This is a genomic window from Streptomyces sp. ATCC 21386 (genome assembly GCF_018728545.1).
GTDB lineage: Bacteria > Actinomycetota > Actinomycetes > Streptomycetales > Streptomycetaceae > Streptomyces.
On the sequence record NZ_JAAVVL010000001.1, the window covers coordinates 1,365,302 to 1,384,628 of the forward strand.

General features: G+C 68.7%; 14 protein-coding genes. 7 read left to right on the plus strand and 7 right to left on the minus strand.

Annotated elements, in window-relative coordinates; genetic code table 11:
• Positions 1–16: 16 nt before the first annotated feature.
• The 5 genes from GWK25_RS06000 to GWK25_RS06020 all read right to left on the minus strand — a co-directional run bounded on the left by GWK25_RS06000 (position 17) and on the right by GWK25_RS06020 (position 5,999).
• Complete coding sequence (locus GWK25_RS06000; RefSeq protein ID WP_308404181.1) at positions 17–1,993, minus strand: hypothetical protein; 1,977 nt, start codon at positions 1,991–1,993, stop codon at positions 17–19.
• A gap of 106 nt (positions 1,994–2,099) precedes the next feature.
• Positions 2,100–2,876, minus strand: a complete 777-nt coding sequence (locus GWK25_RS06005) for a succinate dehydrogenase/fumarate reductase iron-sulfur subunit (RefSeq protein ID WP_215448820.1) — start codon at positions 2,874–2,876, stop codon at positions 2,100–2,102.
• Positions 2,873–4,822 carry a fumarate reductase/succinate dehydrogenase flavoprotein subunit gene (locus GWK25_RS06010; RefSeq protein WP_215448821.1) on the minus strand — a complete coding sequence of 650 codons (1,950 nt, stop codon included), beginning with the start codon at positions 4,820–4,822 and terminating at the stop codon, positions 2,873–2,875. Before GWK25_RS06010 ends, GWK25_RS06005 begins: the two co-directional genes overlap by 4 nt.
• Positions 4,822–5,658, minus strand: coding sequence for a hypothetical protein (locus GWK25_RS06015; RefSeq protein WP_215448822.1), 837 nt, complete (start codon positions 5,656–5,658; stop codon positions 4,822–4,824). The genes GWK25_RS06010 and GWK25_RS06015 overlap by 1 nt, the downstream gene beginning before the upstream one ends.
• 50 nt (positions 5,659–5,708) lie before the next feature.
• Positions 5,709–5,999 carry a hypothetical protein gene (locus GWK25_RS06020; RefSeq protein WP_215448823.1) on the minus strand — a complete coding sequence of 97 codons (291 nt, stop codon included), beginning with the start codon at positions 5,997–5,999 and terminating at the stop codon, positions 5,709–5,711.
• Positions 6,000–6,487: 488 nt separating this feature from the next.
• On the opposite strand from GWK25_RS06020, the gene GWK25_RS06025 reads away from it, so the two are divergent.
• The 7 genes from GWK25_RS06025 (at position 6,488) to GWK25_RS06055 (ending at position 17,871) form a co-directional block, all read left to right on the plus strand.
• Positions 6,488–8,857, plus strand: a complete 2,370-nt coding sequence (locus GWK25_RS06025) for an ABC transporter family substrate-binding protein (RefSeq protein ID WP_215448824.1) — start codon at positions 6,488–6,490, stop codon at positions 8,855–8,857.
• Between the two features lie 255 nt (positions 8,858–9,112).
• Complete coding sequence (typA, locus tag GWK25_RS06030) at positions 9,113–11,020, plus strand: translational GTPase TypA (RefSeq protein ID WP_215448825.1); 1,908 nt, start codon at positions 9,113–9,115, stop codon at positions 11,018–11,020.
• 588 nt (positions 11,021–11,608) lie between these two features.
• Positions 11,609–12,649, plus strand: coding sequence for an ABC transporter permease (locus GWK25_RS06035; protein ID WP_215448826.1), 1,041 nt, complete (start codon positions 11,609–11,611; stop codon positions 12,647–12,649).
• 103 nt (positions 12,650–12,752) lie between these two features.
• Positions 12,753–14,555 carry an ABC transporter substrate-binding protein gene (locus GWK25_RS06040; RefSeq protein WP_215448827.1) on the plus strand — a complete coding sequence of 601 codons (1,803 nt, stop codon included), beginning with the start codon at positions 12,753–12,755 and terminating at the stop codon, positions 14,553–14,555.
• Between the two features lie 109 nt (positions 14,556–14,664).
• Positions 14,665–15,642 carry an ABC transporter permease gene (locus GWK25_RS06045; protein WP_215448828.1) on the plus strand — a complete coding sequence of 326 codons (978 nt, stop codon included), beginning with the start codon at positions 14,665–14,667 and terminating at the stop codon, positions 15,640–15,642.
• Between the two features lie 10 nt (positions 15,643–15,652).
• Complete coding sequence (locus GWK25_RS06050; RefSeq protein WP_215448829.1) at positions 15,653–16,714, plus strand: ABC transporter ATP-binding protein; 1,062 nt, start codon at positions 15,653–15,655, stop codon at positions 16,712–16,714.
• 14 nt (positions 16,715–16,728) lie between these two features.
• Positions 16,729–17,871: an ABC transporter ATP-binding protein gene (locus GWK25_RS06055; RefSeq protein WP_215448830.1), complete on the plus strand. Its 1,143-nt coding sequence runs from the start codon at positions 16,729–16,731 to the stop codon at positions 17,869–17,871.
• A 178-nt stretch (positions 17,872–18,049) separates the two neighbouring features.
• On the opposite strand, the gene GWK25_RS06060 is transcribed toward GWK25_RS06055, so the two are convergent.
• Together GWK25_RS06060 and GWK25_RS44210 are read right to left on the minus strand one after the other, a co-directional pair.
• Positions 18,050–18,607: a hypothetical protein gene (locus GWK25_RS06060; RefSeq protein ID WP_215448831.1), complete on the minus strand. Its 558-nt coding sequence runs from the start codon at positions 18,605–18,607 to the stop codon at positions 18,050–18,052.
• 571 nt (positions 18,608–19,178) lie between these two features.
• Complete coding sequence (locus tag GWK25_RS44210; protein ID WP_286014513.1) at positions 19,179–19,307, minus strand: hypothetical protein; 129 nt, start codon at positions 19,305–19,307, stop codon at positions 19,179–19,181.
• Positions 19,308–19,327: the final 20 nt, after the last annotated feature.

Here is a 19,327-nt window from a genome sequence, read left to right on the forward strand (position 1 = left end):
GGTGTGGTCCGGCTGTTCAGAACCGGCCGCTCCTCGCTCTGCGGGCGCGGGTGGCCGTGCCGCCGTAGCAGGCGGGGCCCCGTAGGTCCGTTCGGCCGGTGACGTCGGAGGGCTCGCCGAGGATGATGCCGCCCAGGAGGGCGCCGGCGAGGCCGTCACCGACCGGGCCGCCGTACGGGTTGCCGTAGGCGCGTACGTCCTGCTCGGCCAGGTCGCGGGCCTCCCGGGCGAGGGTGTCCGCGCGCCGGGCGTGGTCGGAGTTCTCGGCGTCGCCGTCGTCCAGTCCCAGGTGCCGTTCCGCCTCCGACAGCCGGATCCTGGCCCGTACGCCCACCGCCGCCCGGTGGGTGGTGATGAAGTCGGCCGTGGCCGCGACGGTGCTGCGGGACGGCAGCCGCCAGCGGCTCTGGCTGCGCAGTACGTCGAGGGGGTCGTCGTACGGGCCTGTGCGGGGCGCACCCTGCTCCGCGAGCTCGGTGGCGCGGGCCAGCTCCGCGGCGAGCCGCTCGACTCCGGTCACGAACAGGTCCGCCTGGTCGATCGCGCCCTCGGCGGCCCGCAGGTGGACGGCCGCGGTCTCCAGGTCGCCGGGGTAGGCGGACTGACGGGCCCGGTTCAGTTCCGTGGTGGCGAAGACCAGGCGGTCCTTGGCCTGCTCGACGTGGCCGGTGACGGGGAGGGAGGCGGCTGGGACGTAGGTGTCGCGGAGGGCGGTGAGGGTGGTGGACGCGGTCGCGGTACGGCCGGTCAGCTCACGGAAGCGGGCTTCCGCGTGCTCCAGGGCGGGATTGATGTCCCGCTCCAGGGAACGGAGTTGATCGAAGGCGGGGGTGGCCGTGTCGAGTCGCCGCTGTGCCGTGGTGCACCGGGTGAGGATCTCCTCCAGCAGCGCTCGCTCCTCCTCGGGCGTCAGCGAGCCGCCCTCCTCGTCCAGCCGCAGGCCCGCCCCGAACGCGGCCACCAGTTCCCCCCGTGCGTCCGCCAACGCCTCCACGAACGGCCGCACCGCGTCCCGCGCCGCGGGCGTCTCCGCGAAGGGCTGAGCCGGATCGAGCACGAACGGTTTCGGTGTGCGGGGCCGGCTGGGGCCGACCGCCGGTGGTGTTGCTCGGTGGGGCCCGCCGGGAGTGGCTGCGGAGGGTTCTGCCTGGCGGGGTCCGCCGGGGGCGTCCGGGGCGTCGGCGCCGGGCCTTCCCGTGTCTGGGGCGTCCGTGTCGGGGGCATCCGCGTCCGGGGAGTCCGTGTCCCGCTTCCCCGTGTCCGGCGCGTCGATGTTGGGCCCGTCCGCGTCGTCGTTGTGGCCGGAGGAGCCCGCTGAAGGGGTTTCGGCACCGTCGCGGTCCGCGGTGCCTTCCGTGTGCGGTCCGGCGGCCCCGCGCTCCGGCGCGCGCTCCGGGGGCGGCTCGGTCTCGTCGTGTCCCGTCGGATCCTTCCCGAGCGGCTCGGTGGGGGGCCGGCCCGGGCGGGCCGCCGCGAAACCGAGTTCCTCGGTGCTGGTGCGGACGCTGTCGTCGGTCTCGACGAGCAGGCGTCGGGCGCGGCTGTGCACATCGGACAGGGGGGTGGTGGGAGGTTCGTAGACGCCGGTCGGGGTCGTGCGCAGCCGGGCGCGGCGCCTGCGCCGTACGAGGGAGTACGTGGCGACGGCGACGGCCGTGCCCGCGGCCGCCACCGGCAGGATCAGATCCGAGCCGGAGCTGTCGTCGGCCGGAGCCGCGCTCCCGTCGCCGTCGGGGGCCGGGGCCGGGGCCACGACGAGCCGACCGGGCGCGGCAGCCGCGGGCCACTCGCCGACGGGTGGCCCCATGACCCGGGCCACGGACCCGTCGGGGGCGTGCGGGCCGGTGGGGCGCCCCTCCGCGGCCGTCCGCGTCGCCGTGGGCAGCAGCAGCCACGCCAGGGCCACGAGCCCTCCGAACGCGGTGTGGGCCACGCGCACGGCTATCTGGGACGTGGCCCCGCGCGCTCGGCTCCTTCTCAGACGCGACGTCACATTCGGGAGCGTATGACCGGTACCGGGCGCCCGCGAGCGGGGTGGGCCGGAGCGGGGGAGCCGCCCGGGTGCGGCGGGCGGGGTGCCGCCCGCCCGGCCGGGGGCCTCACCCCGTCGAGGAGCGCCTCCTGATCTTCGAGCCCAGCCACACCAGCGGGTCGTACTTGCGGTCCGCCGCCCGCTCCTTCAGCGGGATCAGCGCGTTGTCGGTGATCTTGATGCCCTCGGGGCAGACCTCCGTGCAGCACTTGGTGATGTTGCAGTAGCCGAGGCCGTGCTCGTCCTGGGCGGTCGTCTTGCGGTCGAGGCCGGTGTCGGCCGCCGCGTCCAGGGGGTGCATGTCGAGCTCGGCGACCCGCATCAGGAAGCGGGGACCGGCGAACGCCTGCTTGCTCTCCTCGTGGTCGCGGACGACATGGCAGGTGTCCTGGCACAGGAAGCACTCGATGCACTTGCGGAACTCCTGCGAGCGGTCCACGTCCTCCTGCATCATCCGGTACTCGCCCGGGCCGAGATCCTCGGGCGGTACGAAGGCCGGGACCTCGCGCGCCTTCTGGTAGTTGAAGCCGACATCGGTGACGAGGTCGCGGACCACGGGGAAGGCGCGCAGGGGGGTGATGGTGATCGTCTCCTCCCGCGTGAACACCGACATGCGGGTCATGCACATCAGCCGGGGCCGCCCGTTGATCTCCGCCGAGCACGAACCGCACTTGCCCGCCTTGCAGTTCCAGCGGACCGCCAGATCGGGGGCCTGCGTGGCCTGGAGGCGGTGGACGATGTCCAGCACCACCTCGCCATCGTTGACCTCGACCTCGAAGTCCTCCAGGCCGCCGCCCCGGACATCGCCCCGCCACACCTTGAAGCGGGCCTCGTAGCTGCTCACTCGTACAGCTCCCCTTCGGCGAGGTACTTGACCAGCTCCTCCTTGTCGAAGAGGGCGAGCAGGTCGGGACGGATGGGTTCGGTGGTCTCCCGGGTGAGGGCGATCGCGCCGGCGACGGCGTCGCCCGCGGGATCGGCCGCCGGATCGGTGAGCCGGCACAGCAGGTTGATCCGACGCCAGTCGCGGTCCATCGTCGGATGGTCCTCGCGGGTGTGGCCGCCCCGGGACTCCGTACGCTCCAGCGCGGCCCTCGCCACGCACTCGCTGACCAGCAGCATGTTCCGCAGGTCCAGGGCGAGATGCCAGCCCGGGTTGAACTGCCGGTGCCCCTCGACACCCGCCCGGCGCGCCCGCACCCGCAGATCGGCGAGCCGCTCCAGCGCCTGCTCCATCTCGCCCGCGCGGCGGATGATTCCGACCAGGTCGTTCATGGCCTGCTGGAGTTCCTGGTGGAGGGTGTACGGGTTCTCCTGCGGCAGGCCCCCCGCCGCCTCGGGCTGCCCGGGCGCGGGGCCCTCGGCGGAGAACGGGCGCAGCGCCTCGGCGGCGGCCGTGTCGACCTCGATGTCGTCCACCGAGGGGCGCGCACCGGCCAGGCCCGCCGCGTACTCGGCCGCGTGCAGGCCGGCCCGGCGGCCGAAGACCAGCAGGTCGGAGAGGGAGTTGCCGCCCAGCCGGTTGGAGCCGTGCATCCCGCCGGCCACCTCACCGGCCGCGTACAGGCCCGGTACCCCGCGGGCCGCCGCCGTGTCCGACTCGACCGCGATCCCGCCCATCACGTAGTGACAGGTGGGCCCGACCTCCATGGCCTCCGCCGTGATGTCGACGTCCGCCAGTTCCTTGAACTGGTGGTACATGGAGGGGAGCCGGCGCCGGATGGTCTCCGCCGGCATCCGGGTCGACACGTCCAGGAAGACCCCGCCGTGCGGCGAGCCCCGGCCCGCCTTCACCTCGGCGTTGATGGCCCGCGCCACCTCGTCGCGCGGCAGCAGCTCGGGCGGGCGCCGGTTGTGGTCCGGGTCCTCGTACCAGCGGTCGCCCTCCTCCTCGGACTGCGCGTACTTCTCCTTGAAGACGTCCGGGATGTAGTCGAACATGAACCGCTTGCCCTCGGAGTTGCGCAGAACACCGCCGTCGCCGCGCACCGACTCCGTGACGAGGATGCCCTTCACCGACGGCGGCCAGACCATGCCCGTCGGATGGAACTGCACGAACTCCATGTTCAGCAGCGGCGCGCCCGCGAGCAGCGCCAGCGCGTGACCGTCGCCCGTGTACTCCCACGAGTTCGACGTCACCTTGAAGGACTTGCCGATGCCCCCGGTGGCGATGACGACGGCAGGCGCCTCCAGTACGAAGAAACGCCCCGACTCGCGCTCGTACGCGAACGCCCCGGAGACCCGGTCGCCGTCCTTCAGCACCCGGGTGACCGTGCACTCCTGGAAGACCTTCAGCCGGGACTCGTAGTCGCCCGTCTCCCGGTGGTCCTCCTGCTGGAGGGCGACGATCTTCTGCTGGAGAGTGCGGATCAGCTCCAGGCCCGTACGGTCGCCGACGTGGGCGAGGCGCGGGTACTCGTGGCCGCCGAAGTTGCGCTGCGAGATCCGGCCGTCCTTCGTACGGTCGAAGAGGGCGCCCCAGGTCTCCAGCTCCCAGACCCGGTCGGGGGCCTCCATGGCATGCAGCTCGGCCATCCGCCACTGGTTGAGGAACTTGCCGCCGCGCATGGTGTCGCGGAAGTGGACCTGCCAGTTGTCACCGGAGTTGACGTTGCCCATGGCGGCGGCGATTCCGCCCTCGGCCATCACCGTGTGGGCCTTGCCGAACAGGGACTTGCAGATCACGGCCGTACGGGCGCCCCGCTCGCGGGCCTCGATCGCGGCGCGCAGTCCGGCGCCGCCGGCGCCGATCACGACGACGTCCCACTCCTGTCGCTCGACCACGGACATCAGAACAACCTCGGATCGTCGAAGGCGCCGGACGCGACCAGGTACACATAGAAGTCGGCGAGCGCCACGCTCACCAACGAGGCCCAGGCGAGCAGCATGTGACGGGCGTTCAGTCGGCCGACCCACTGCCACATCCGGTAGCGCACGGGATGCTTGGAGAAGTGCTTGAGCTTGCCGCCGACGATGTGCCGGCACGAGTGGCAGGAGAGGGTGTACGCCCAGATCAGCACGATGTTGACGAGGAACACGAGGGTGCCGAGGCCCATGTGGCCCCACTCGTAGTTCTCGTCACGGAAGGCCAGGACCGTGTCGTAGGTGAGGATGCCGGCGACCAGCAGGGCGGCGTAGAAGAAGTACCGGTGCAGGTTCTGCAGGATCAGCGGGAAGCGGGTCTCGCCCGAATACTTCTTGTGCGGCTCGGCCACGGCGCAGGCGGGCGGGGACGCCCAGAAGCCCCGGTAGTAGGCCTTGCGGTAATAGTAGCAGGTCAGGCGGAAGCCGAGCGGGAAGATCAGGATGATGATCGCCGGTGAGATGCCCCACCAGCCGCCGAAGATCTCCCAGTTGGGGCCGCCGTGCATGGGCTCGCAGCGTTCCGCCAGACAGGGTGAGTAGAACGGCGAGACGTACGGGGCCGCGTAGTAGTGCTCGTCCGCGAAGGCCCGCCAGGTCGAGTACACGATGAAGGCGAGCAGTCCGGCGGCCGTGGCGGCGGGGGCCAGCCACCAGCGGTCGGTGCGCAGGTGCGGGGCGGAGATCGCGGCGCGCGTACGGGTCCGCACGCCGCCGCGCTGTGGAAGGGGTTCTGTTTCCGGTGGTTCCGTACCAGTGGCCAACGGGGGACTCCCGGTCGGGTTGGTTGTCGGGGGTGGGCGGACGACGGCGGTCAGGGGGCGCGGCGGTCGCGGGAGCCGAGGCCCTCGTCGTCCGAGTCCGTCCACAGGGAGCTGTCGTACGGGGTGTCGGGGATGGTGACGAGGTCGGGGCGGCGCGGCTTCGCCAGGGAGGCGGCGGCGTCGCCGAGCAGCGCGATGCTCTCGCGCAGATGGTCGGCGTCGGTGCGGACGCGGCGTATCTCCAGGCCGCTGCCGCCGAGTTGCTGTTCCAGGCGGCGTACGGACCGGGTCAGTTCGTCCAGGCAGCGCCGGACCGACGTCAAGTCGTCGTGCACGGACATGACTTGCCCTCGCTTTCAGGGGGTGTGGGCCCCAAGGCGGCAACGTTCATGCGCCTGCGAGTGTCGCGCGTCACACCTGCCGGTGGGAAGCGGTTTGCGGTTTTCTTTTGCGCGGGTGGGGGTTGGCCGGGTGGGTGCGTTGTCGGGTGCGGGTGCGTTGGGCTTCTCGCGCAGTTCCCCGCGCCCCTGGAAACCCAGGCCCTGCGGGCCTGAGAAGCAAGGGGCGCAGCCACAGCTTTTCAGGGGCGCGGGGAACTGCGCGAGAAGCCCCACCGGGCCGCACCCGACCACGCACCCGTCCGGCCGCACCCCCGGAGGGCGACGCGGCCAAACGGGTGGGTTCCGGCACCCCCTCGTCGTGTCGGCGGCCCCGCGCCCGCGTCGTCCTCTTCAGTGGGCCGCATCCGTCTGATCAGCTCCATATACCGCCGAACGTGATCAGAGCCACCCCCGTCCCCGTACTCCCACCGCGGAGCGAGGAGGTCGCCATGACGCCGATTCCCCACGACCGCGTTCGACCGCGCGCCCCGCGCCGCTCCCTGGTGTTCCTCGCCGCCGGCGTGCTCACGATGCCCGTGCTGAGCGGATGCGGTGAGGAGGACCCGGCGGGCAGGCCGGTCGCCGAGCAGGACATCGCGCCCGCCGCACGGAACCTGGTCGCCGACGGCGGCACCCTGCGCTGGGCCGTGGACGCCGTACCGGAGACGTTGAACACGTTCCAGGCGGACGCCGACCCGGCCACCGCGCGGATCGCAGGCGCCGTACTGCCGTCGATGTACCGCCTGGACGCCAGCGGGCGCCCCGAGCTCAACTCCGACTACGTCGAGTCCGCCAAGGTCGTCGAACGCGAGCCCCGGCAGGTCGTCCTCTACAAACTGAACCAGCAGGCCGTGTGGAGCGACGGCCGGGAGATCGGCGCCGCCGACTTCGCCGCGCAGTGGCGTGCCCTGTCCGGCAAGGACTCCGCGTACTGGACGGCCCGGAACGCCGGGTACGAACGCATCGAGAAGATCGAACGCGGCGAGAACGACCTGGAGGTCCGGGTCACCTTCGCCCGTCCGTACGCCGACTGGAAGTCGCTGTTCTCCCCGCTGTACCCGAAGCAGGTGATGGGCACCCCGGACTCCTTCAACGACGGCGCCCGCAAGAAGCTCAAGGTCACCGCCGGTCCGTTCGTCCTGAAGGACATCGACCGCAAGGGCGGCGAGGTCACCCTCACCCGCAACCCCCGCTGGTGGGGCCGCACCGCCAAGCTCTCGACCCTGGTGCTGCGGGCCGTGCCGCGCGACGAGCGGGTCGAGGCGCTCGCCGGTGACAAGGTCGACATCGCCGAGGTCGACTCGGTCCAGGCCGAGCGGATCACGCTCGCCCACCGCGACAAGAAGGACACCGGGGCGGCCGGGCCGCTCGCGCAGCGCGCATCCGCGAAGGCGCTGCGCTCCTGGGCCATCGCGCACGGCTCGGACGAGAAGGCCGCCGAGGACGAGATCGGCGCCCGGAAGAAGCGGCGCCAGGCCCTCGCCGAGTACACCGCCCAGCAGTCCGCCCTGCGCGGCATCACCGTGCGCCGCTCCCTGGAACCCGCCTACACCCAGCTCGCCCTGAACGGTTCCGACGGCCCTCTCGCCGACGAGCGGGTCCGCCGCGCCGTGGCCCGCGCGATCGACCGGGAGAAGCTCGCCGAGCTCGTCCTGAAGCCGCTCGGGCTGCCCGCCGTCCCTGTCGGCAGCCACCTCGCCCTCGCCGGCCAGGCCGCCTACGCGGACAACAGCGGCGCTCTCGGCGGCCAGGACACCGACGAGGCGCGCGCCCTCCTCGCCGACGCCGGCTGGGAACAGGGCGGCCCCCTCGCGCCCGGCAAGAAGGCGGCCGGAGCGGAGGGCGAGCAGGAGCGCGGCTCCAAGGACTCCAAGCCCTCCAAGGACTCCGAGGACAGGGACGCCAAGGACACCAAGGACAAGGAGAGCAAGGACTCCCGGGACTCCAAGGGCTCCCAGGACTCGAAGGGCTCCCGGGACTCCGCGGACGAGAGCACCTACACCCTCGGCCAGGACGACAAGCCCTCCGACGCCGGCCTCGACGCCGACGTCGACGAGAAGGAGGGCGAGCGGGGCGCGAACCTCGCACAGGACGGCAAGCAGTTCAGGCCGGGCGGGGTGCCCGGCGCGTACGCGCCGCGCGGGACGCGTGCGCCCGCCGACGCCGCCCAGGGGCCCCTCGCCAAGAACGGCAAGCTGCTGACCCTGCGGTTCGTGCTGCCGTCGGGGCCGGGCACCGAGTCGCTGCGGGCCGTCGGCGAGCGGATCGCGGCGATGCTGGACCGCGTCGGGATCCGCACGGAGATCTCCAAGGTCGCCGACGAGAGCTACTTCAAGGACCACATCGCGAACGGGCAGTACGACCTCGCGCTGTACTCCTGGCCGACCTCCGCCTACCCCGCCACCGACGCCCGGCCGATCTACGCCAAGCCGGTGCCCGCCGCCGACGGCTCGCTGAACGTCGAGCAGAACTACACGCGCGTCGGCACCGACCGGGTCGACCAGCTCTTCGACCAGGCCGTGGCCAGCCTCGACGAGGCGAAGACGCGCTCCCTGATCCGCAAGGCGGACGCCCGCATCTGGGCCGCCGCCGGGTCCATCCCCCTCTACCAGCGGCCCCAGCTGGTCGCCGTCCGCACCGGACTCGCGAACGCGGGTGCCTTCGGCTTCCAGACTCCGTACTACGAGGACATGGGCTTCCTGAAGAAGGGCGCGAAGGGACCGGAGCGGCCCACGGACAAGCGGTCCGCCGGGCAGCAGTCCACCGGGCAGCAGTCCACCGAGCAGCAGTCCGCCGGGCAGCGGTCGGCGGACAGGTAGCGGATCGTCCCCGACGGGACCCGGCCGCCGCCCCGTACCGTACGGGGCGGCGGCCGACGTACGCGTGCCGGGCGGCCCGGGACCCGTCTGAGCTGCGGCTGAGCCGGTCCGAGCTGGGCCGGAGCGGCCCGGGGAGCCTCGGTGCCCGCGGCCCCGTACCATGGGGTGAGGCCGTGGCGTGTCCAGCCCGGCAGGGTCCGCGCGACACAGATGTCAGCGCAGGCCGTCCTCACACTCCGGGAGAAGCGCCTCACTATGGCCACGCGCCACGACATCCGCAACGTTGCCATCGTCGCCCACGTCGACCATGGCAAGACCACTCTGGTCGACGCCATGCTCAAGCAGGCCGGTGCCTTCGCCGCGCACGCCGCCGAGTCGCTCGACGACCGCATGATGGACTCGAACGACCTGGAGCGTGAGAAGGGCATCACGATCCTCGCCAAGAACACGGCGGTCAAGTACCACCCGAAGGATGGCGGCGACGTCATCACCATCAACATCATCGACACCCCCGGCCACGCCGACTTCGGCGGCGAGGTCGAGCGCGGTCTGTCGATGGTCGACGCGGTGGTCCTGCTCGTCGACGCCTCCGAGGGGCCGCTGCCGCAGACCCGCTTCGTGCTCCGCAAGGCGCTCCAGCAGCGCCTGCCCGTCATCCTGTGCATCAACAAGACGGACCGCGCGGACTCGCGCATCGACGAGGTCGTCAACGAGACCTACGACCTCTTCCTCGACCTCGACGCCGACGAGGACCAGATCGAGTTCCCCATCGTCTACGCGTGTGCGCGTGACGGTATCGCCTCGCTGACCAAGCCGGAGGACGGCACCGTCCCGGCCGACAGCAACAGCCTGGAGCCGTTCTTCTCCACGATCCTGTCGCACGTCCCGGCCCCGTCGTACGACGAGGAGGCCCCGCTCCAGGCGCACGTCACCAACCTGGACGCCGACAACTTCCTCGGCCGTATCGCGCTGCTCCGCGTCGAGCAGGGCGAGCTGCGCAAGGGCCAGACCGTCACGTGGATCAAGCGTGACGGCACGATGTCCAACGTGCGCATCACCGAGCTGCTGATGACCGAGGCGCTCACCCGCAAGCCCGCCGAGGTGGCCGGCCCGGGTGACATCTGCGCCGTCGCCGGTATCTCGGACATCATGATCGGCGAGACCCTCGCCGACCCCGAGAACCCGATCGCGCTGCCGCTGATCACGGTCGACGAGCCGGCGATCTCGATGACCATCGGCACGAACACCTCGCCGCTGGTCGGCCGTGGCGGCACGGGCAAGGGCGCGGACAACAAGGCCGCGGTCAAGGACCGCAAGGTGACCGCCCGTCAGGTCAAGGACCGCCTGGACCGCGAGCTGGTCGGTAACGTCTCCCTCCGTGTGCTCGACACCGAGCGCCCGGACGCCTGGGAGGTCCAGGGCCGTGGTGAGCTGGCGCTGGCCATCCTGGTGGAGCAGATGCGCCGTGAGGGCTTCGAGCTGACCATCGGCAAGCCCCAGGTCGTCACCAAGGAGGTCGACGGCAAGATCTACGAGCCCGTCGAGCGCATGACGATCGACGTGCCCGAGGAGCACATGGGCGCGGTCACGCAGCTCATGGGTGTCCGCAAGGGCCGGATGGACAACATGTCGAACCACGGCTCCGGCTGGGTGCGCATGGAGTTCGTCGTGCCGTCCCGCGGCCTCATCGGCTTCCGGACCGAGTTCCTGACGCAGACCCGCGGCACGGGCATCGGGCACTCCATCCACGAGGGCCACGAGCCCTGGTTCGGCGCGCTCCAGACCCGTAACAACGGCTCGCTGGTCGCCGACCGCGCCGGCGCCGTCACCGCGTTCGCGATGACGAATCTCCAGGAGCGCGGTGTGCTCTTCACGGAGCCCGGCACCGAGGTGTACGAGGGCATGATCGTCGGTGAGAACTCGCGCTCCGACGACATGGACGTGAACATCACCAAGGAGAAGAAGCTCACGAACATGCGGTCCTCCTCGGCCGACTCGTTCGAGGCGATCGTCCCGCCGCGCAAGCTCTCTCTGGAGCAGTCCCTGGAGTTCTGCCGCGACGACGAGTGTGTCGAGGTGACCCCGGAGGCCGTGCGCATTCGCAAGGTCAACCTGGACGCCCGCGAGCGCGCGCGTGCCGCGAGCCGCGCCAAGCACGGCTGACGGAGCACGGACCTGGTCCGGTCCCCGCTTCTGCGGGGACCGGACCAGCACGTGGGTTCCCAGGGCTCCTCCGAGAGACGCTACGCGTGTAGACTGACTCGACCGCACTGCACGCCCGCGCGCCGTCGAGCCATCTGTCGAAGCGTCAAGTCCCGGTTCCCCGACCTGTGATGGGTCGGGCTTCAGGTGTATCCGCATACAGGGGAGGTCCCATGGGGATGCTGGGGATTCCGGGGAGATTGCGAAGAGCGCGCAAGGGAGGCTGGACTTCCGGCCGGGATGCTTCGGTTGACTGGCTGTCGACTGTGCGGCGCTGTTCGGATATCGGTGTTCCAGCGATCAAGTTTCGGACATGTAAACAAAAATCGTTCCGCGTATGCCCGATTCACCGGGTTCTCGTCTCACCTGTCAAGCGCGACCAGGTGTCAATCTTTGCAATTTTTGCTCAAAATATGGACGGTAGGGAGATCCCTATGCCTTCCGCCCTTGACGCGCGTTGACCCGTTTGGCGAAAGTTCCCCCAAACCACAGAACCTGCCGGTATCTGTGCTGCGCTCAACTCTCCAACCCCCCGGGGGAAGAACAGACATGACCAGTCCAACCAAGGCCGAGGGCTCCGGGTCCGCGGTCGCCTTGGACCCCGAGCTCGAGATGGCCGCCGAGGTCGCCAAGGGTGAGAAGAAGCTTGAGGGTCGTTCCCCCGGGCAGTTGATGTGGCAACGGTTCAAGCGGGACCGTACTGGAGTCATCTCCGCGTGCGTAGTGATTTTCTTCTTCGTCATCGCCGCGCTCGCGCCGGTCATCTCGAGCCTGTACGGCAAGAACCCCTACACGCTGTACGCGCAGGAGCCCGACTACCCGTTCCTGCTGGACGACTTCGCCATGCCCACCGGTTCCTTCGGTGGCATGTCGGGTGACTTCTGGTTCGGCGTCGAGCCGAAGCTGGGCCGCGACGTGTTCACGATGCTGCTGTACGGCATGCGGACGTCGCTGTACATGGCCGTCATCGTCACCCTGTTCAGTGTGACGACCGGAGTCCTCATCGGCATGATCGGCGGCTACTTCGGTGGTCGTGTCGACTACTGGGTGGGCCGGATCACCGACTTCTTCCTCGGCTTCCCGTCGCAGCTCTTCTTCATCGCCTTCATGCCCGTCGTCACCGCGCTGTTCGTCGACCCGCGTGACGAGACGCCGACCTACCTGCGGGCCGTGGCCATCGTTCTGGTGATGTGGTTCCTCGGCTGGATGGGTCTCGCCCGTCTGGTGCGCAGCTCCGTTCTCTCCCTGCGCGAGCGCGAGTTCGTGGAGGCGGCGAAGGTGTCCGGGGCCTCGCCCTGGCGTATCGTCCGCAAGGAGATCCTGCCGAACATCGTCACCCCGATCCTGGTGCAGGGCACGTACATCCTGCCCAGCACGATCCTCTCCATCGCCTTCCTCTCGTTCGTAGGTGTCGGCTTCCCCGAGCCCACCCCCGACTGGGGCCGGATGTTCGCCGTCGGCGCCGACGTCTACGAGCAGGACCCGATGTTCATGTTCTTCCCAGGCGTGGCACTGGTCGTATTCGTGCTCTGCTTCAACCTTCTCGGCGACTCCGTCCGGGACGCATTCGACCCCAAGACCGGACGGTAATCGTCCATTGGTGGGTGGGGGGACTGCCGCCCCCGACCCGGGTTCTCCCGGGCCGTCAGGCAGTACTCGTGGACAACTATCGACAGGTAGGTGCATACGCATCATGAAGCCCATCAGAAACCGCACCGCGCGCGCCGCGGCCGTGGCGCTCGTGGCCGGCTCGCTGGCGCTCGCCGGCTGTTCGGACAACGGCAAGAGCAACGCGAAGGACAACTCCAAGTCCCAGGAAGACGCCGCCGAGCAGTCGAAGCCTGTCGCCTACGGCGACGCCGCCGCCTCCACCGGTCCGGCCGAAGAGGTCAAGGGCGCCAAGTCCGGCGGTGTCATCAATGTGTACGCGCAGTCCGACATGACCCACCTGGACCCGGGGCAGATCTACGTCTCCGACGCCGGTCAGATCGCCAACCTGCTCCACCGCGGTCTGACGAACTACCAGGAGGACGACAAGGGCAACCTGACGGTCGTCGGTGACATCGCCACCGACTCCGGCAAGTCCTCCGACGGCGGCAAGACCTGGACGTACACGCTCAAGGACGGCATCAAGGACGAGGACGGCAACGCCATCACCTCGGCCGATGTCCGTCACACCATCGAGCGCCAGTACTCCAAGGTCATCTTCGACGGCCCGACGTACATCCAGAGCTGGCTCTCGGGCTCCGACTACCGCAAGGCGCTGCCGGACGGCCCGTACAAGGGCAAGCACCTGCCGGACTCCGTCCTGGAGACCCCGGACGACAAGACGGTCGTCTTCCACTTCGACAAGCCGCGCCCGGACCTCCCGCAGGCCCTCGCCATGGCCGGCTACGCCATCGTGCCCGAGAAGCAGGACACGAAGGAGAAGTACGACAAGGCCCCGGCCGCGCTGGGCCCGTACAAGATCTCCGACTACAAGGCGGGCAAGTCGCTGACCCTGGTCAAGAACGACCAGTGGGACCCGAAGACGGACTCGGTGCGCCACCAGTACGTCGACGGCTACAACTTCACCACCACTATCAAGCAGGCCAGCCAGACCAAGCGCCTGATCGCCGACCAGGGCGACGCCAAGAACGCCATCCAGTTCACGGACTCCGTGGACCCGGCGCAGATGGCGACGGTCATCGGCAACGCGGAGACCAAGAAGCGCACCATCCAGGGCTACCAGCCCTACGTGTGGCAGCTGACCTTCAACCTCTCCAGCGACGCGGTGAAGGACAAGAAGATCCGCGACGCGATCACCTACGCGATCCCGTCCCAGGCCATGGTCCAGGCCGACGGTGGCCGCTACGGCGGTGAGATCGCCGGTGGTCTGATGGCGCCGACCCTGCCCGGTTACGACAAGGCGTACGACCCGTTCGGCAAGCTGAAGAAGCCCAACGGTGACCTGGACAAGGCCAAGGAGCTGCTGAAGGAGGCGGGCGTCAAGGAGGGCACCAAGCTCAGCTACGCCTACTCCAACACCCCGCGCGGCCAGGCCCAGCAGGTGATCATCAAGGACGCGCTGGCCAAGATCGGCTTCGACGTCCAGGCCAAGGAGATCGACCGGGCCAGCTTCTACGAGCAGATCGGCAAGCTGAAGAACCCGTACGACATCTACATGACTGGCTGGGGCCAGGACTGGTCCTCCCCGTCCACGGTCATCACCCCGGTCTACGACGGCAGCCTGATCGCCGACGGCGGTTCGAACTACTCGCACATCAAGGACGCCAAGGTCGACGCGCTGATCCAGAAGGCTCTGACCGAGGAGCCCGAGGCCGCGGCCAAGACGTGGGAAGAGGCTCACCACCGCATCGTGGAGGAGATCAACCCGGCCGCTCCGGTCTACTACTCGAAGCAGATCCAGCTCTTCGGATCGAACATCGGTGGTGCCCGGTACAGCACGGAGTCGAGCTACATCGACATCAACGACCTGTTCCTGAAGCAGCCGTAATCCGTCAGCCCGGCTGATCCGCGGGGGTGTGCGCCAGGCGGAGCGCACCCCCGCGGTCGGTTCCCCCTCCTCCGACCGCCGCGTTTTTCGAAGAGAGCATCCACCCGCCATGCTTCAGTTCCTCATCCGCAGGCTGATCGGCGCCGTCGTCATCATGTTCCTGATCGGCGCCTTCACGTTCTTCCTGTTCTATACGATCCCCCAAGACTTCGCGCAGCTGTCCTGTGGCAAGAACTGCTCCCCCGAGAACATCGCGGTCATCAGAGAGAATCTCGGCCTCGACAAGCCCATCACCACGCAGTTCTGGAACTTCATGGTGGGCATCGTGGCCGGCCGGGACTTCCCGATCGGGCACTGCTCCGCTCCCTGCCTGGGAGTCTCTTTCGACAGTGGTGAGTTCGTCTGGGACTCCATCGTCGACCGCTTCCCGCTGACGCTGTCGCTGACGCTCGGCGGCCTGGTGATCTTCCTTGTCTTCGGTCTCGGCACCGGTCTTATCGCGGCATGGAAGCGCGGCACCGCGCTGGACAAAGCCGTCAGCGGCGCGTCCATGCTGCTGAGCTCCTTCCAGATCTACTTCCTCGGCCCGATCGTGCTCGGCATCCTCGTCTACAGCACCGGCCTGATGGAGAGCCCTCAGTACGTCCCGATCACCGAGGACCCGGTCGGCTGGTTCGTCGGCTTGCTGATCCCCTGGGCGGTCATGGCCACGATCTTCACCGCTCAGTACACGCGTATGGCCCGCTCGACCATGATCGAGCAGCTCTCGGAGGAACACGTCCGCACGGCCCGGGCGAAGGGCATGAAGCAGCGGTACGTATTCTTCCGTTATGCCTGGCGTGGTTCACTCATTCCGATCGTCACCATCATCGGCATGGACCTGAGCGCACTGCTGTCGGGTGCTGTGGTCACGGAAATCACCTTCGACCTGGCAGGCGTCGGCCGTCTCGCGGTCAATTCCTCGCTGGACAAGGATCTGCCGCTCACGATGGGCGTCATGCTGGTCGGGGCGTTCTTCATCCTGATCCTCAACATCATCGTGGACGTCGCCTACGCCTACATCGACCCGCGCGTGCGCCTCAGCTAGGAGAAATACCGTGACCACTCTGACCAAGACCGAAGGCGAGAAGGCCCCGACCGGGCCGGAGGCCTTCCTCTCGGTCCGCGACCTGCGGGTGCGGTTCTCCACCGAGGACGGCATAGTCAAGGCCGTCGACGGGCTCTCCTTCGACGTCGAGCGCGGCAAGACGCTGGGCATCGTGGGTGAGTCGGGCTCCGGCAAGTCCGTGACCAACCTGACCGTCCTCGGTCTGCACAACCCCAAGAACACCACCGTCGAGGGCGAGATCATCCTCGACGGGAAGGAACTCGTCACTGCCAAGGAGAAGGAGCTGGAGCAGCTCCGCGGCAACAAGGTGGCGATGATCTTCCAGGACCCGCTGACGGCGCTCTCGCCGTATTACACAGTGGGCCGGCAGATCGCCGAGCCGTTCATGAAGCACACCGGCGCCTCCAAGAAGGAGGCCCGGCAGCGTGCGATCGAGATGCTGGCCAAGGTCGGCATCCCGCACCCGCAGACGCGCGTGGACGACTACCCGCACCAGTTCTCCGGCGGTATGCGCCAGCGCGCCATGATTGCCATGGCCCTGGTCTGCGACCCCGACCTGCTGATCGCGGACGAGCCGACCACCGCGCTCGACGTGACCGTCCAGGCGCAGATCCTCGACCTGCTCAAGGACCTGCAGCAGGAGTTCGGTTCCGCGATCATCTTCATCACCCACGACCTCGGCGTCATCTCCGACATGGCCGACGACCTGCTGGTGATGTACTCGGGCCGGGCCGTGGAGCGCGGCAGTGTCCGTGAGGTGCTGCGCAACCCCAAGCACCCTTACACCTGGGGTCTGCTCAGCTCGATGCCCCGCCTCGGCGGCGACACCGGGCGGGCACTCACTCCGATCCCGGGCTCCCCGCCCAGCCTGCTCAACCCGCCCACCGGCTGCCCGTTCCACCCGCGCTGCGCGTTCACCGGTGAGGTCACCGGCAACCGCTGCAGCACGGAGCGGCCGCCGCTCGGCGAGGGGCGTGCCTCTGCCTGCCACCTGACGGCGGACCAGAAGCAGTCCATCTTCATCGACAAGATCCAGCCCCGGCTGCGCTAGGGAGAACCGAGATCATGAGCGACAACCTCACCCTCCCCGCACAGCAGGGCTCCCAGGACACCGCGGCCGAGACGCTGCTCCGGGTCGAGGGGCTGACGAAGCACTTCCCCATCTACGGCGGCTTCCCGATCAAACGCAAGGTCGGTGCGGTCCAGGCCGTGGACGGCATCGACCTGACCGTCGGGGTCGGCGAGAGCGTCGGTCTGGTCGGTGAGTCCGGCTGTGGCAAGTCCACGACCGGACGGCTGATCACCCGGCTCCTGGAGCCCACCGGCGGGAAGATCACCTATAAGGACCAGGACATCACCCACGCCTCGCGCAGGCAGCTGGCGCCGGTGCGGTCCGAGATCCAGATGATCTTCCAGGACCCGTACTCCTCCCTCAACCCGCGGCAGACGGTCGGCACGATCATCAAGTCGCCGATGGAGGTCAACGGGATCAACCCCGAGGGCGGCCGGGAGAACAAGGTCCGTGAGCTCCTCGAACTGGTCGGTCTCAACCCCGAGCACTACAACCGCTTCCCGCACGAGTTCTCCGGCGGTCAGCGCCAGCGCATCGGCGTGGCTCGCGCGCTCGCGCTGAACCCGAAACTGATCGTCGCGGACGAGCCGGTCTCGGCGCTGGACGTGTCGATCCAGGCGCAGGTCGTCAACCTGCTGCAGAAGGTCCAGGACGAGCTGGGCATCGCGTTCCTGTTCATCGCGCACGACCTCGCCATCGTCCGGCACTTCTCGAAGCGCGTCGCGGTCATGTACCTCGGCAAGATCGTCGAGGTCGCGGACCGGGACTCGCTCTACAACCGGCCCCGCCACCCGTACACCCACGCGCTGCTCTCGGCGGTGCCCGAGGTCGCTATCGACGACGAGGTCGAGGTGAAGGAGCGGATCCGGCTCGCCGGTGACGTGCCCTCGCCGATCGCGCCGCCGTCCGGCTGCCGCTTCCGCACGCGCTGCTGGAAGGCCCAGGACAAGTGCGCCTCCGAGGAGCCGCCGCTGGTCCAGCTCTCCGGCAACCTGCCCGGCCATCTGACGGCCTGCCACTTCCCGGAGGACCCGACGACCGAGGCCCGCGCCGAGGACGTCGTGCTGGACCCGGGGTTGAAGGCGCTGGAGGACAGTGCGGCGGTCGAGTCCGAACCGGAGGTCACGAAGGACTGACCGACACCGAGAGACATGTGGGCCCGTCGCCGGGCGACCCCGAACTGTTGATTCGGGGGCTCGGCGGACGGGCCCACCTCATTCCTGGTCCGCTCAGGTGCCCTCGGTGAAGGTCCCGTGATCCCGCCGACTGAAGCGGCTCGCCAGGGTCCCCTCGAGGTCGCCTCTTCGCGGTCTGCTACACCTTCCTGTACTCAAGGCGCCAGAAGTCGTTGCTGCTGCGCTTGGTCGGCGCGATGATGGTCTTGTTCCACACGTGCTTGGTGGTCTTGCCCTTGCAGTTGGGCTTGTTGGTGGTGATGCTCTTGCCGACCCTGAACTTCTTGGCCTCGTGGTAGAGCCTCATACGGACCTGGTTCTTGCCCTTGACCTTCTTGGCCTTCATTTCGTAGTTCCAGCTCTTCGAACTGGACCACTCGCCGCCCACGGTCACACTGAACGACGTACTCGCCTTGGCGAAGATCACGCCGGCTTCGGCCTCGATACCGGCGGTACCGCTGACGCTCGCGGTCGCCGTGCTGCTCTTGTTGTAGCTGACCGTGACCTCTGAAGCGCTGCGCATGTCCATCCACGTGCTCTTCAGGTTCGTTCCCCTGTACACCGTGGACTTCTTGGAGATGGCGTACTTCCGCACCGGGTCCGGGGCGCACGCGGCGGAGGCGGGCGATCCGGTGACACCCACGAGACCGCCGGCCATGACGGCGGACGTGAGTGCGGAACTTACAAGTCTCTTCATGGAATTCCCGTCTGCAGGCCATGCCCTGGGGCGTGGCGAGCCTGAGCAACGAAAGATCTGAGTGAGGGCGCACGGGCCCGCTACCGGGTGGGCGATGCTGCCGCCTTCGCGGACTCTTTCGCTTTCCCGGCAGGAAGTTCGGATCCAGCGGCTGTGAACTTGCCGCTACCGAAGAGGGCTTTTGCTCACAGCCGTGACGGCTGTCATTCGATCGGCCGACTGGTGCGTCGCGGCACAAAACGCCGCGAAAATGGACTGTTCATCAGAACCCCCGTTCAGATGGTCAACACGCGTGCAGGCGACAGGGCTTGACCAGCCGTCGGGCCGTCCACGTGTTAGACAGAAGATTGGCGGGCGCACTGTCGAAAAGGCAAGTGCGGCGCGCCACGCCGAAGTTCTTGCCTCATTCATATGCCCTGTACGTGGATGAACAAAGTGGCCAAAAGGGAGGGAGGGGAAGCCCCAGCCGGAAGGCAAAGGACGGTTTACATCTCTTTGTTCCCTGCTGGTGAGACGTACGTCTCACCGATTTATCGGCCAAGTGTTTGCGCAATGCGGGAGGTTCGCATCCTCAATTTTTCCTCAAGTCGGCGTCGGTGACGGCTGTTGCAATGGCGATATGTGTCATCAGGACGTCGGCCGCCGTGCGGGGGCCGGGGTGATGGAACAAGAACTGGAAGGCGGCCGCGCCACGGTTCAAGCCGTCCTCCTCGACGTGGA

Excerpts from the sequence above, each read along its gene's own strand:
- GWK25_RS06010 (WP_215448821.1), bottom strand. The coding sequence starts at position 4,822 with ATGTCCGTGGTCGAGCGACAGGAGTGGGACGTCGTCGTGATCGGCGCC.
- GWK25_RS06020 (WP_215448823.1), bottom strand. The coding sequence starts at position 5,999 with ATGTCCGTGCACGACGACTTGACGTCGGTCCGGCGCTGCCTGGACGAA.
- GWK25_RS06025 (WP_215448824.1), top strand. The coding sequence starts at position 6,488 with ATGACGCCGATTCCCCACGACCGCGTTCGACCGCGCGCCCCGCGCCGC.
- typA (WP_215448825.1), top strand. The coding sequence starts at position 9,113 with ATGGCCACGCGCCACGACATCCGCAACGTTGCCATCGTCGCCCACGTC.
- GWK25_RS06035 (WP_215448826.1), top strand. The coding sequence starts at position 11,609 with ATGACCAGTCCAACCAAGGCCGAGGGCTCCGGGTCCGCGGTCGCCTTG.
- GWK25_RS06040 (WP_215448827.1), top strand. The coding sequence starts at position 12,753 with ATGAAGCCCATCAGAAACCGCACCGCGCGCGCCGCGGCCGTGGCGCTC.
- GWK25_RS06045 (WP_215448828.1), top strand. The coding sequence starts at position 14,665 with ATGCTTCAGTTCCTCATCCGCAGGCTGATCGGCGCCGTCGTCATCATG.
- GWK25_RS06055 (WP_215448830.1), top strand. The coding sequence starts at position 16,729 with ATGAGCGACAACCTCACCCTCCCCGCACAGCAGGGCTCCCAGGACACC.
- GWK25_RS06060 (WP_215448831.1), bottom strand. The coding sequence starts at position 18,607 with ATGAAGAGACTTGTAAGTTCCGCACTCACGTCCGCCGTCATGGCCGGC.